Genomic DNA, 12,776 nt, shown 5'->3' on the forward strand with positions numbered 1-12,776 from the left:
GGATTGGCTCCCCTCTCCCAGGGTGGGAAAGGGCGTGTGGACAAGGAGAAATCCGCGTTATTTTCCCAGGAACTCGCGCAACGTTTCGACCACCAGGCGGTTGGCTTCTTCCGAGCCGATGGTCAGGCGCAGGGCATCGGGCAAGCCATAGGCATCGACGCGCCGTAGGATCAGGCCGCGTTCAGTCAGGAAAGCGTCGGCATCCCTGGCGCCTTTGCCGGCTTCCTTGGAGAAATGCACCAGCAGGAAATTGCCGACGGACGGCGTCACGCCCAGGCCGAGGCCGGTGAGTTCCTTGGTGAGGAAGGCGAGCCATTTGTCGTTATGGGCGATGGCATCGGCCACATGCGCGTCATCCTGGATGGCGGCGATACCGGCCGCCATGGCGGGGCCGGAGACATTGAAGGGACCACGAATGCGGTTGACCGCATCGATCACCGCCGGCGGTCCTACCATCCAGCCCAGGCGCAGATTGGCAAGGCCATAGATCTTCGAGAAGGTACGGGCCATCACCACGTTGGGACTGGTCGCGACCAGTTCGAGGCCGGATTCATAGTCGTTCGCCCGCACATATTCGGCATAGGCGGCATCGAGCACCAGGAGGATATCGGAGCGCAGGCCGGCATGCAGGCGCTTGACCTCGTCGAAGGGCAGATAGGTGCCGGTCGGATTGTTGGGATTGGCGAGGAAGACGATCTTGGTCTTCGCCGTCACCCGCGCCAGCAGGGCGTCGACATCGGCCGTGTAGTTCTTCTCGGGCGCCACCACGGGCGTCGCGCCGGCCGCGAGCGTGGCGATCTTGTAGACCAGGAAGCCGTGCTCGCTGTAAACGGCCTCGTCCCCGGGTCCGAGATAGGTATAGGCCAGAAGCGAGAGAAGTTCGTCCGAGCCGGCGCCGCAGATCAGCCGGGCGGGATCGAGGCCGTAGCGCGCCGCGATCGCCGCCCGCAAAGCGGAAGAGGCGCCGTCGGGATAGAGTTCGAGCTTCTCGCCGGCGGCGGCATAGGCAGCCTTGGCCTGGGCGCTCGGACCGAGCGGCGTCTCGTTGGACGACAATTTCCAAAGCTTGACGCCAGCGGGCGCCGCCGACTTGCCGGGCACATAGGCATCGATGTCGAGGATGCCCTTGCGGGGAACGGGACCGTTCATGTCTGGGGATTCCGAAGGTTACTTGAGAGGCAGGACGAAAGCCGGCGCATGGAAGCCGACAGTCTCGAAGCTGGTGCCAGACGGCAGGGCCTCGGCGAGCGCAACGATGGTCTGCCCCGGATGCAGGGCGACCAGCAGGGCCGCGCCGGCATGGGCGGGAATGCTCCAGCCCTGCGGCAGCTTGGGCAGGGCCATCGGCAGCACGGCCGAGACCAGCCTGACATCGCTGGAAGAAAGCGGCTCATCGATCGGCTTGGACAGCACATAGGTCGGCAGTGCGGCCGGATGATCGGCCCGCTCGACGAAGGGAAGTCTCGCGATGATCTTGGGCGCCGTCTCCCCTTCCAGAGCCCGCCACCAGGCGCCGGGAGCGGCCACCGGCACCAGGCCGAGGTCGCCGCGCGAATGGCTCAGCGCGTGAATGACGTCGCCGGCATCGTCATGCGTCTCATAGGGCACCACGAAGCCGAAATGGAAGCGGGCAACATCGCGCATCGCCGCATTGCCGAGCGAGATGTCGCCATGCACCGTGTAGGGCGCCTGCACATGGGTAAAGGTGGCGATGATCACCCGCCAGATCGATTCGACGATATCGACCGGCAGGATGCCATGATGGCGCCCGACGATGTCGCGCATCATCGAGGCTTCCCGCCCGGGCCGGAAGGCTGAACCGGAGGCCTGCGAGCGCTTGATGGCGATGAGTTGGTCGATGATCTCGCCGCGCTCCATCAAGAGCCCATGCATGGCAGCATCGATGCGATCGATTTCTTTGCGGAGATCGGCGAGGTCGGTGGCCGGTTGCATCGGGGTCATGGCGGCATTCGGGCATCAAAGGTGGGAGGACTGTCATAGGCGGATGGGTCGGTGATGGCAACCACCGCACCCACGGCAGTTCTCGGCCGCATAGATGTCATCATCACCACTACGTTGAATTTTTATCCCGCCGCAACCACAAATAGTTTTCATTCTCAATGAAAAGTTGCATCAGCAAATCCTGACAATCATTGATAAATATTTCAGCAACACGCCAGAAACAAACGTCACAACTTCGCGAACACTGTGTTTATGCCATACTTATGGCAACGCTATGCTCTACTTCTGACACGGCGATGACATGAGAGCACCGCAATATTCCAAAGGGTAAACACGATGAGAGTTTTGATCACTTCCGTTTTGGCCGCATGTGGGCTGGCAGCGGCGGCCTCCTGCGCCCAGGCCGATGGCATCACCGACTTCTATTCGATCCAACGCGGCTTCGGTTATGACGAAGCCAAGACACCGGTCGCACCAGCGGCCATGCCTTTGTGGAACGCCAATGCCGGCCAGGGCGTCGATCCGGCCGTGGAGACGGCACCGGGTACCGAAGCCCCCGCCGCCCCGATGACGCCGCGCCGGGTGCATCACGCCGCTGTGCGGCATCCGCTGCATCACCGCACCGAAGCCCCCGCCTCCTGAGCCGGGAATCCCAGGCATTTTCGGCAGCCTTCACCACATCAGGCTCTGACCTTGTCATGCCCGGGCTTGTCCCGGGCATCTCCTTGCGATCCAGCCAAGGTTCCGGATCGCCGTGATATCCGGCAATGATGAGAGACGCGTTTCCGGCCTTTTGCCGCCGCCTACAAGCCGACCTCGGCAAGCGCGGCCTGTTGGCGGGCCGCCACCGTCTCAACCGAAAAATCCTCGATGGCCGCCTCGAACAGGCGGTGGAAGTTCAGTTCGGCGCGCAGATGCAGAAACACGCCGCCAAGGCCGATGGCGGCACGATCCATGAACACGAATTCGCGCGGCACCGTCACCGGGCCCTTCTGCTTGAGCGCCTGGTGCACGGCATAGGCTTCCCTGCGGCCATATTCGGACGGCGCCACACCATCGGCGATGGTGCGCACCCGGTCATCGAGCAGCGGGCCGAAAATGAAGCGCGCCCATAAATTCAGCGTCTCGATCAGGTCCTTGCTCAGCTTGCGGAAGCCCCAGGTCTCGTAGGCGTGGACCACGCGCTCTGTCTCGTCCTGGAGGAGGCCGCGATAGAGCTCGACCACGCCGCCGACGAAAGCCGGCGGGAAGATGCGGATGCAGCCGTAATCGAGCAGGTTGATGCCCGAGGGCTCGCCCCCCTCGCTGAACACGGTGTAATTGCCCAGATGCGGGTCGCCGTGGATAATGCCGATATGGGCATAAGGCTGCCACCAGGCCGCGAACATTGCCGCCGCCAGCCGGTTGCGCACCGGCAGCTCGGCTTCCTTGAAGGCGAGGATGCGCTCGCCGGTGAGCCAGTCCATGGTGAGCAGGCGGCCAGTGGAGAGCTCGGCCCACACCTGCGGCGCCCGCACGTCGGAAATGCCGAGCGAGGCGAAGGCGTTGCGGTAGAGCGCGGTGTGCTTGGCCTCGCGGCGATAATCGAGTTCCTCGCGTACCCGCTCGCCGATCTCCTGGTAGATCTCGCGGGTGTCGATGGCCGGATCGAAGCGCCGGTGTAGGGCAAACAGCACCTGGAGCTGGGCGAGATCGGCCTCCACGGCCGACTGCATGTCGGCATATTGCAGCTTGCAGGCGAGCGCGGTGCCGTCCTTGGCGGTGGCACGATGCACCTGGCCGAGCGAGGCGGCCGCCGCCGGTTCATGCTCGAAACTGCCGAAACGCGAGGCCCAGTCCGGCCCGAGCTCGGCCATCATCCGCCGCTTGACGAAGGCCCAGCCCATGGGCGGCGCCTGGCTCTGCAGCTTGGAAAGCTCGGCGGCATAATCGGGTGGCAGCGCGTCGGGAATGGTGGAGAGCAGCTGGCCGACTTTCATCAGCGGCCCCTTCAGCCCGCCGAGCGCCTTGGCCAGCGCCACCGCATTGGAGCTCGAGGAACCGCCGCCCCCCATCAGCCGCGATCCGGCCATGCGGGCCGCCACGCCGCCGACATTGACGCCAACCCGGGCATAGCGCCTCGCCCTGGCCGAAAGCCGGTTCGCCTCTTCGTCATGCTCGGACATGAAAGTCTCCTGGCTGCCCCATCCTAGATAGGAGCAAGCCGGCCCATCGCCAAGCGACAGGGTGGCGCAGGCCTCGCTCTCCCGGCCGGGGAAGGTTTATCCGCCCTTCCGTTTCAGCCGCATGATCGCCGTGTCCAGGGCCTGCAGGAAGGCCGAGCGATCCTTGGCGGAGAAGGGTCTCGGGCCGCCGGTCATCTCGCCGGTGGAGCGCAGATGCTCCATCAGGTTGCGGGTGGCGAGCGCCATGCCGATGGAGGCTTCGGTGAAGGGCTTGCCGGTGGCGCCGATCACCTGGGCGCCCACCGCGATGCAGCGGCTGGCGAGCGGGATGTCGTTGGTGACGACCACGGCCTCGGGCGTCGCGCGCGCCGCAATCCAGTCATCCGCGGCGTCGGGACCGGCCTGTACCAGCACGAAGTCGATCAGGGGATCGCGCGGCAGGCGCATGAAGCTGTTGGCGACGACATGGGTCTTGAGTCCATGCCGCCCGGCCACGCGGAACACCTCCTCCTTGACGGGGCAGGCATCGGCGTCGACGAAGATCTCGATGGGCATGGGCAGGCGATAGAGCCTTTTTGGCCTGAGGGCAAAGCGCGTTTTAGTGAAAGCCCCTTTTTCGCCCGGCGCCCTTCAGGTGCCATGGCCCGACGACGGGTCGTCCTCGTGCCCGGGAGATCCCAGCCCCAACCCCATTCCACCGCCCATGCCGGCACCCATTCCCCCTCCCATTCCGCTGCCGCCGCCCCCGCCCTGGCGTCCCTCCTCCTTGCCGCGCTCGCCCTTGCCGCCGCCCGAGGCGGAGGGGCGGGCCGGCCCCTGGGCCGGCAGCTCGATATCGGCGGGGATCGGGGCGAGATCGAGGGCTTCGCGGATGAAGGCGCGCAGGGAGATCACAAGCTCCTGCGTGTGGACAGGATGGCCGGCGACCAGCTCGCGCGCCGCCCGGCTGGCGAGGCGGACATGCTCCTCGGTGCCGAGCAGGATGATGTCGGACAAGGCCGCTTCGACCGCGTCGCGGATGCGGCGTGCCCGGTCGGAACGCGCCACCTTGCCGGCGCTGAGGTCCAGGGGCGGCACCTCTCCTTCTGCCTCGCCCTCGGCCGGAGGGGCGGCCTGCCGCAGCTCGCGCAGATGCATCGGATCGACGGTGAGGTCACCGGTGAAGGAGCCGCCGAGCGTGCGATAGGCCGCGATCAGCGTGCGCACCCGCTCGTTGATCTGGCGGTTCAGGCGTTCGCGCCGCTGCTGGATGGTGAACATCGCCAGCAGGCGGATGCCGACGCCGATCAGCGTGAAGAGCGCAAGGCCGATCACGGTCGCCAGCAGGCTCTGCCAGGAGGTGAAATCGATGTTGCGCAAAAGCGCCTCCCTGCTCGCCTGCCGACCTACCCACCCGGCACGCCTTTGATGATACGGATTGCCGGGTGAGGCAAGGCGGGCGGCCGGAGCGGCCGAATAGGAGGGTTTGCGGGGCTGTCATCGCCCGGCGGGGGTTCCGCGCCGCGGCCAAATCCTCTATTGAGGCGGCAAATCGGATCAAAGCCCCTTGAACAAGCCTCCCTCTCCCGCTCGCCGCCCGTCTTCCGGGCCCGGCGTTCCCGGCCTTGCCGCCCGTGCCCTCGCGGTGAAGGCCGTGGCGGGCGTCCTCGGCCAGGACCAGGCGCTCGAAGACGCCTTCGACGACGCCTCGCTCGAAGCCCGCGATCTCGCGCTTGCCCGCATGATCGCCGGCGTCTCGATGCGGCGTTACGGCACCATCGGCACCCTGCTCGAAAAGCTGCTCGCCAAGGGCATGCCGCGCAAATCCGGCCCACTGGAAGCCATCCTGATCACGGCGGCGGCCCAGATCCTCTTCCTCGACGTGCCCGACCGCGCCGCCGTGGACCTTGCCGTGCGCCTCGCCCGCGCGGACGATCGCGCCCAGGCCTTTTCAGGCCTCGCCAATGCCGTGCTGCGCAAGATCTCGGCCGGCAAGGAAGAGCTTCTCGCCGCCATCCCGCCCGAGGCGGATACGCCCTCCTGGCTCTACAAGCGCTGGTCGGACCAGTATGGCACCGCGACCGCCGCCGCCATGGCGGCGGCCCAGCGCGTCGAGCCCTCGCTCGACCTCACCGTCAAGGCGGATGCCGCCGGCTGGGCCGAGCGGCTCGGTGGCCGCCTGCTGCCCACCGGCTCGGTACGCACGGCCCATAACGGCCCCGTCAAGGCGCTGGAGGGCTACGAGGCCGGGGAATGGTGGGTGCAGGATGCCGCCGCCGCCCTGCCCGCCCGCCTGCTCGGCGATGTCGCGGGACTGAGGGTCGCCGACCTCTGCGCCGCCCCCGGCGGCAAGACCGCCCAGGTCGCCGCCGCCGGCGCCAGGGTCACCGCGGTCGACCGTTCGGCGGCGCGGCTGCAGCGCCTCACCGAAAATCTCAAGCGCCTCGACCTCGAGGCCGATGTGGTGACGGCCGACATCCTGGGCTGGAAGGCCGAGCCCTTCGATGCCGTCATCCTCGACGCCCCCTGCAGCGCCACCGGCACCATCCGCCGCCATCCCGACGTCGCCTGGAGCAAGTCCGCCCGCGACATCGGCGCGGTGGCCGACCTGCAGCGCCGCATGCTCGGCCGCATGGCCAGCCTGGTAAAGCCCGGCGGACTCCTAGTCTACTGCACCTGCTCGCTCGAGCGGGAGGAGGGCGAAGAGCAGATCGCCCGCTTCCTCGACGGCAATAAGGATTTCGCCCTGGAGCCGGTGCTGTCAGACGACATCGGCGGCATCGAGGGCGCCATCACGCCCGAGGGCTTCCTGCGCACGCTGCCGAGCCTGCTGCCCGATCCCGATCCGGTGATGGCGGGCATGGACGGTTTCTTCGCCGCGCGCATGCGGCGGAAGGGGTAGCCCGCGTAAGGCGCGGGAAGCCTTCCCCAGCCTGTGGAGAGGGCTTGTCGCGTCTTTCTGGGCGACGGCCAGCGTATCCACCACCCCTCCCCCGTTTAAAACTGGGGCCATGTCGCTGAAATCGCCGGCCCGAGGCTTGCGCGAAGCTCACGCAATGGCCACAAGGAGCCTATCGCCGACGTCGGCATGCCCGCTTCGGGCGCCCGTCCCTTCGTTCCCTTCTCTGGAGGTCCGCGTCAGGAATGAGCCGAGGCACTCTGGGCCCCAAGCTCCGTCTCTCCCTCACTGCTGCCGCGCAATCCGGCCGCGCCGTGCTGACGCGCCTTTACCTCCTGCCCTTCATGCGCTGGCGCTTCGGCCGCGGCGATCCCGAAAAACTGGTGCTGGCCCCGCAGGATTTGAGGGCCGCCGACCCCACCCGTGCCGCCGAACTCGTGCTCGGCCGCTTCACCTTCGTCGCCAAGACGATCGTGCTCAACGAGGTCTCCCCCTTCGCCATCGCCCCGCCCTCGCCAGCCTGGCGCGAGACCCTGCTCGGCTTCACCTGGTTGAGGCATCTCAGGGCCGCCGACGGCACCGCCGGCAAGCAGGTGGCGCGCCGCCTCGTCGGCGATTTCGTGCGCTCGAACCTGCGCTTCCAGCCCGAGGCGCTCGACCCGCTGCTGACGGCGCGGCGCATGCTCGCCTGGGTCTCGATGGCGCCGATGATCCTCGACGGCGCCGATCGCGGCTTCTACCGCGCTTTCCTGCGCTCGGTCGCCTGGCAGACGAGCTATCTCCTGCATGCCGGCCGCGCCACCACCGACGGCATGCCGCGCCTGCTCTGCGCCATCGCGGTGATGCAGGTGAGCCTCTGCCTCTCCAACAAGGCGGGCCTGCGCCGCCCGGCCTTGCGCTGGCTGGTGAGCGAGCTCAACCGCCAGATCCTGGCCGACGGCATCCACATCTCCCGCAACCCGCAGGCCAATATCGAGCTGCTGCTCGACCTCCTGCCCCTGCGCCAGTCCTTCGCCGCGCGCAATGCCGTCGCCCCGCCCGAACTGATCGGCGCCATCGACCGCATGATGCCGATGCTGCGCTTCTTCCGCCATGCCGACGGCGCCTTCGCCGCCTTCAACGGCATGGGCTACACCCAGAGCCATCTGATCGCCACGCTGCTCGCCTATGACGACGCCCGCGGCAAGCCGGTGCAGAACGCCCCCCATGGCGGCTATCAGCGCCTGGAGGCCAATGGCGCCGTGCTGCTGGTCGATACCGGCAAGCCGCCGCCGGTGAACGTCTCGCAGGAAGCCCATGCCGGCACGCTCGCCTTCGAGTTCTCGGCCGACAATTTCCGCATCGTGGTCAATTGCGGCGCGCCCGCGCCGGGCCGCGAGAACTGGCGGCACCTCGCCCGTTCCACCGGCGCCCATTCCACCGCCATCGTGGCCGACGCCTCCTCCAGCCATTTCGCCGGCGGCACGAGGAAGCCCGGCGCAACCGCGCCGAGCCTGGGCGGCCGAGCCATCCTCTCCGGCCCCAAGCATGTGCCGGTGCAGCGCGAGAACTCGCCGGCGGCCAGCACCATCACCGCCTCCCATGACGGCTATCGCCACGATTACGGCCTGATCCACCAGCGCGAGCTGACGCTGAGCCAGATCACCGGCGCGCTGGAGGGCCGCGACAGCTTCCTCGACCACAAGGCCGAGCCCTGGAAGGGCAAGGAGCCGGTGCTGCTGCGCTTCCACCTCCACCCCGCCGTCGCCGCCCGGCCCGCCAATGGCGACACCCAGATCGTCATCACCCTGCCGAGCGGCAAGGAATGGCTGTTCCTGGCCGACGTGCCGTTCACCCTGGCCGAGACCGCGCATCTCGCCAACCCCGAGGGACCGCGCCGCTCCGTGCAGATCGTGATGACCCTGCCGGAGGGCGAGCACACGATGAGCTGGGCCTTCCTGCCGGCCGATCCGGTGTGACGGGGATGAGGCGTATCCTACCCGTTGCGCTCGCGGTCCTGGCGGCCGTGCCGGCTACGGCCCAGGAGCGGCCGGAGGACTACATGACCTTCTCCTGCACCCATCTCCCCGCGAAAAAGGTCACCCAGCAACTGGTCGCGCTCTATGGCGACAAGGGCGACAAGCTCGTCGTCGCCTCGGATCTCGAGAACTACCTGGCGCTCGTCTCGCTGGACAATGTCGCCAGGCTCCGAAAGGACGGCAAGGCCTATGAGAAGTTCTTTCCGGCCCGGACGGTCGGCGGCAAACGCGAGGCACCCGTCACGCTGCAATATCATCTCGAAAAAGACGAAACGAGCGGCAAGCAGCGCCTGAAGGTCACGAATTCCGGCAATGGCACGAAGGTGATGGACTGTACGCCGGTGCGGAAATGAGCCGGGGCTTTTTTTACGAAAGTGGGAATCGCCAACGCCGCTTTGAACACGCCCGATCTTGCGCCTATCCTGGATCGGGAAGCGCCAGGCGTCTCCAGACTGCCTAGTTCTCCCAGGCTCTGAAAGGGACGCGACGGGACGATCAGGCCCGGCGCCATCATTGCACAATACCCCGTGGATACAGGCCATGACGTCTTCCGGTTTTCGCTTTCCGCCCGCCGCCTTCTTCGGCATTCCGCTCGGCCTGCTGGCGCTCGGGCTGCTCTGGCGCGGGGCTGAGCGCCTCTGGCCCCTGCCGGCCGGCATCTCCGAGGCGATCCTCGCCATCGGCGCCCTGGTCTGGGCGCTGCTGATCGTGCTGTTCGCCGGCAAATGGCTGTTTGCATCGGGCGATGCGCGCGCCGAATTCGCCGATGCGATCCAGTGCTGCTTCATCGGCCTCGCGCCGGTGACGACGATGCTGACCGCCCAGGCCCTGCTGCCCTATTCCCGCACGGGCGGCCTCGTGCTGGCTCTCATCGGCACCCTTGGCGCCATCGCCTTCGCCGTCTACCGCTCCGGTGGCCTGTGGCGCGGCGAGCGGGACATCGGCACGGCGACGGCCGTGCTCTATCTGCCGACCGTCGCGGCCAGCTTCGTATCGGCCTCGACGCTGTCGGCCCTCGGCTGGCCGGAATGGGGCCAGCTTGCCTTCGGCGGCGGCGTGTTCTCCTGGCTGGCGCTGGAATCGGTGTTGATCAACCGCCTGCTGCACGGGCCGGCCCTGCCGGAAAGGCTGCGCCCCACGCTCGGCATCCAGCTCGCGCCGCCGGCGGTGGGCGCGGTGGCCTATCTCAACGTCAGCGGCGGCCATGGCGATGTCTTCGCCATGGCGCTGATCGGCTATGCCATCCTGCAGGGCCTGATCCTGCTGCGCCTGCTACCCTGGATCATGGCCCAGCCCTTCTCGCCCGGCTATTGGGGCTTCAGCTTCGGCATCGCCGCCCTGCCGACCGCCGTGATCCGCCTGGCCGCGGAAGGCACCAGCCCGCCGGCGCAATTGCTCGCGCCCTTCCTGTTCGCCATCGCCAATATCGTGATCGGCCTGCTGGCGGTGGGCAGCCTCTACCTCCTGGCGCGGGGCAAATTGCTGCCACCGCCACCGAGCCAGCCGACGGTGGTGAAGGTCTGAGAGCACTGGTCTCTCGTGCGCAATCGGCAGTTTGCTGCCGATTTGCCACATCTTGTTTGTCGGCAGTCGACATCGGGGGTAAGCGAAGTGGTTGCTTACACCATCATGGCGGTGGCCTAAGGTGCCTCAAAAAGCAGCCTTGATTCAGCTCAATTATCACTGTCACACTGTGTCCACTAAACCTATAAATCCAGCTGTAAAGACGCTCGCGATAGGCAGTGACTGGAATTGTGCATCACTACACGCTCGTGGTTTCCTGATCCGATTGTTCGGCCGCTGGCACCCCAACCGCAGTCTCAGCGACTGGGCCAAGCCAAAGCGAAATCGCGGTTGCGAACATATCTTCCGCTCGCCGTGTTATCGCTCCCTCGTCCCATCGCTCCTGTTCGAGAACGAAACGGTTGAGCTCAATATGAGTGTTTGCAAGCTTTGCCTTCTTTTCCCGAAACGGCAGATTACCCAATTCAGTATTATAACCAGTCAGCGACAGATTTCCAAAAGTATCCTTGAGTCGAGCGTGCACTGCGTCTGCTTGTAAGCCAACTTCGTCTTCCCACTCTGGAGTCATTGTCTGCGGCATAAGATGCTCAATCGTCGCGTTGGTTAGGTCGACCCGCTCCTTATGCCCAAAGGCTTCCTCAAGGCGCAGCAGTATGTAACGCGTATATCCGCGCCCATATTGTGCGAATTTCTTGAAGTTCTCCCCAAATTCAGCGTCGTTCGGAAAGCGCCGCCCGCCAGCACCAGCGGACATGGAAGAATGCAGCCAATCAACGTGGTTCTCTTGCGGAAATTGCCGCGCCCACTGCAAGAAGAGCTTATTTAGTGCGTTGGTAGGTACGACACAAACGGCCCTCCGCACCACGAACGATTCTATGAGTTCCAAGCATTTTTCGAGACTATCGATACCGATCTTACCGAAATGTCGCGCCTCAAAAAGCCGAAGGAGTAAAGGATAAGACGTCCCCACATCTAGAATTTTCAGGCTTGTGAGCCGTTTTCGAATAGATGGATTCTGCTCCAAAGACGGGTCCAGTATACTGGCGTAGATGACAGAAAAATTCGTCATCTGGACCAATTCACCCTCGACCTCGGCCGGTTCAGACATGCCTTTGAGTAGAGCCTTCGTCGCCGCATAAATACCGCGTTGATAGACGTTATCCCCGCCCTTCATTGCATAGTGACGGAGGAATTCGGTGATGTTTTCGCCGAGACGTTGCTCCATCGGCGCCCAATATTTCGTGTAGATTCGTTCCTGTTCCCCACCGACTGACATCGAATGGCGGAATCGCATCAGAATGTAGTTCCTGACTAGGTCGGCTTGGGTGAGCGGCTCACCCTTGAAATTGAGGCTTTCGAAGATGAGGTATGGATCATCATCGTCGCCCAGATTAATCATGACAACCTGCAATGCGCGCTCGACAGTCGTAAGTACCTTGGCACAATCGATCGGGTCACCGTTCGGATCGATACCTCGCAGGAGTTGGTTCCTAAAGTAGGCGTATGCCTCGGACATGAGGCTCTGATCATCAGAGATAACGCGATCTAGGATCATCGCGCGATAACGATCACGGTCGATTTGCGTCGGGACGAACTTCAATGTGTCTTCGGGATCGCGGAATCGGTTCGTAAGATAGACCTCCTGGATCCGATTGGAGGAGTTTTTGTCAAGCGTGTCGCGGAGCGCGGCAAGGAGAATAGAAACAGTCGTGAGTCGCTGCTGCCCGTCAATGATAAGATATTTACTGACGCCAACAGGTACACTACGCGCAGGAACCGATACGATGGTTCCCATGAAATGGGCCGATTTATCGTCAGAGTCATATTGGACCAACACGTCGTCCCACAGAGTCTTCCAGTTCGGCAAACGCCACGAATACGGCCGCTGGAATAGTGGAATGAGATTTTGCTTCTCACCGTTGAAATACTGAATGACCTGAGCGGGTGAAGCTTCCATGATTTCCCCTGAATTTGTTCTTCATGACCATTATCAGAAATTACGGCTGCCGCGATAGCGCCTCGTGATTATCCATGGTGCCGAAACAGCGGAATACCAAGGTCCGTTTTTGACCAACGGAAGAGACAATCAGGCCGTTGTATCTAATCCAGGTTGTTTTTACGGTAATATTTCGCTCGGCAGAAAATTGGTAATCTAAATATAAAAACAGTAGACTTATAAATATTTAAATTAAATTTTGCGATAAAATATAAAATACAAAGTAATATATG

The 12,776-nt window shown here is 64.3% G+C and carries 11 protein-coding genes; 5 read left to right on the plus strand and 6 right to left on the minus strand.

Annotated features, from left to right (window positions below; all coding sequences use genetic code 11):
• Nucleotides 1-57: 57 nt before the first annotated feature.
• Nucleotides 58-1,149, minus strand: coding sequence for a histidinol-phosphate transaminase (gene hisC, locus ACIGJE_RS01135; protein ID WP_415086308.1), 1,092 nt, complete (start codon nucleotides 1,147-1,149; stop codon nucleotides 58-60).
• Nucleotides 1,150-1,167: 18 nt separating this feature from the next.
• Nucleotides 1,168-1,962 (minus strand): chorismate mutase, encoded by a 795-nt coding sequence (locus ACIGJE_RS01140; protein WP_415086306.1) that lies wholly within the window; start codon nucleotides 1,960-1,962, stop codon nucleotides 1,168-1,170.
• Nucleotides 1,963-2,298: 336 nt separating this feature from the next.
• On the opposite strand from ACIGJE_RS01140, the gene ACIGJE_RS01145 reads away from it, so the two are divergent.
• Nucleotides 2,299-2,604 (plus strand): hypothetical protein, encoded by a 306-nt coding sequence (locus ACIGJE_RS01145; protein ID WP_311932785.1) that lies wholly within the window; start codon nucleotides 2,299-2,301, stop codon nucleotides 2,602-2,604.
• A gap of 161 nt (nucleotides 2,605-2,765) precedes the next feature.
• Here the strand turns inward: ACIGJE_RS01145 and ACIGJE_RS01150 are convergent, their stop codons facing one another.
• From ACIGJE_RS01150 to ACIGJE_RS01160, 3 genes are all read right to left on the minus strand, one after another.
• Nucleotides 2,766-4,127, minus strand: a complete 1,362-nt coding sequence (locus ACIGJE_RS01150; protein WP_483679110.1) for an ABC1 kinase family protein — start codon at nucleotides 4,125-4,127, stop codon at nucleotides 2,766-2,768.
• 96 nt (nucleotides 4,128-4,223) lie between these two features.
• Nucleotides 4,224-4,682, minus strand: a complete 459-nt coding sequence (locus ACIGJE_RS01155; protein WP_367626454.1) for a YaiI/YqxD family protein — start codon at nucleotides 4,680-4,682, stop codon at nucleotides 4,224-4,226.
• Between the two features lie 75 nt (nucleotides 4,683-4,757).
• Nucleotides 4,758-5,486, minus strand: a complete 729-nt coding sequence (locus ACIGJE_RS01160; protein ID WP_483679111.1) for a hypothetical protein — start codon at nucleotides 5,484-5,486, stop codon at nucleotides 4,758-4,760.
• 187 nt (nucleotides 5,487-5,673) lie between these two features.
• Between ACIGJE_RS01160 and ACIGJE_RS01165 the strand changes: the two genes are divergently transcribed.
• The 4 genes from ACIGJE_RS01165 (at nucleotide 5,674) to tehA (ending at nucleotide 10,547) form a co-directional block, all read left to right on the plus strand.
• On the plus strand, nucleotides 5,674-7,008 hold the full coding sequence (locus ACIGJE_RS01165; protein WP_483679112.1) for an RsmB/NOP family class I SAM-dependent RNA methyltransferase: 1,335 nt from the start codon (nucleotides 5,674-5,676) through the stop codon (nucleotides 7,006-7,008).
• 242 nt (nucleotides 7,009-7,250) lie between these two features.
• Nucleotides 7,251-8,963: a heparinase II/III family protein gene (locus tag ACIGJE_RS01170; RefSeq protein WP_440727664.1), complete on the plus strand. Its 1,713-nt coding sequence runs from the start codon at nucleotides 7,251-7,253 to the stop codon at nucleotides 8,961-8,963.
• A gap of 5 nt (nucleotides 8,964-8,968) precedes the next feature.
• A complete protein-coding gene (locus ACIGJE_RS01175) occupies nucleotides 8,969-9,376 on the plus strand; it encodes a hypothetical protein (protein WP_367626450.1) in 408 nt (135 codons plus the stop codon).
• Between the two features lie 187 nt (nucleotides 9,377-9,563).
• Nucleotides 9,564-10,547 carry a dicarboxylate transporter/tellurite-resistance protein TehA gene (gene tehA / locus ACIGJE_RS01180; protein WP_483679113.1) on the plus strand — a complete coding sequence of 328 codons (984 nt, stop codon included), beginning with the start codon at nucleotides 9,564-9,566 and terminating at the stop codon, nucleotides 10,545-10,547.
• A 238-nt stretch (nucleotides 10,548-10,785) separates the two neighbouring features.
• Here tehA and ACIGJE_RS01185 read toward each other — a convergent pair whose 3' ends face one another.
• Entirely contained in the window at nucleotides 10,786-12,504 is a 1,719-nt protein-coding gene (locus tag ACIGJE_RS01185; protein ID WP_483679114.1) for a DUF262 domain-containing protein, read from the minus strand.
• Nucleotides 12,505-12,776: the final 272 nt, after the last annotated feature.

It is taken from the genome of Labrys sp. E2SS-1L, from assembly GCF_057073705.1.

What these genes read in the sequence shown, in the direction of transcription:
- ACIGJE_RS01170 (WP_440727664.1), top strand. Translation starts at nt 7,251, where the DNA reads ATGAGCCGAGGCACTCTGGGCCCCAAGCTCCGTCTCTCCCTCACTGCT.
- ACIGJE_RS01150 (WP_483679110.1), bottom strand. Translation starts at nt 4,127, where the DNA reads ATGTCCGAGCATGACGAAGAGGCGAACCGGCTTTCGGCCAGGGCGAGG.
- ACIGJE_RS01155 (WP_367626454.1), bottom strand. Translation starts at nt 4,682, where the DNA reads ATGCCCATCGAGATCTTCGTCGACGCCGATGCCTGCCCCGTCAAGGAG.
- ACIGJE_RS01175 (WP_367626450.1), top strand. Translation starts at nt 8,969, where the DNA reads ATGAGGCGTATCCTACCCGTTGCGCTCGCGGTCCTGGCGGCCGTGCCG.
- ACIGJE_RS01140 (WP_415086306.1), bottom strand. Translation starts at nt 1,962, where the DNA reads ATGACCCCGATGCAACCGGCCACCGACCTCGCCGATCTCCGCAAAGAA.
- ACIGJE_RS01145 (WP_311932785.1), top strand. Translation starts at nt 2,299, where the DNA reads ATGAGAGTTTTGATCACTTCCGTTTTGGCCGCATGTGGGCTGGCAGCG.
- ACIGJE_RS01185 (WP_483679114.1), bottom strand. Translation starts at nt 12,504, where the DNA reads ATGGAAGCTTCACCCGCTCAGGTCATTCAGTATTTCAACGGTGAGAAG.
- hisC (WP_415086308.1), bottom strand. Translation starts at nt 1,149, where the DNA reads ATGAACGGTCCCGTTCCCCGCAAGGGCATCCTCGACATCGATGCCTAT.
- tehA (WP_483679113.1), top strand. Translation starts at nt 9,564, where the DNA reads ATGACGTCTTCCGGTTTTCGCTTTCCGCCCGCCGCCTTCTTCGGCATT.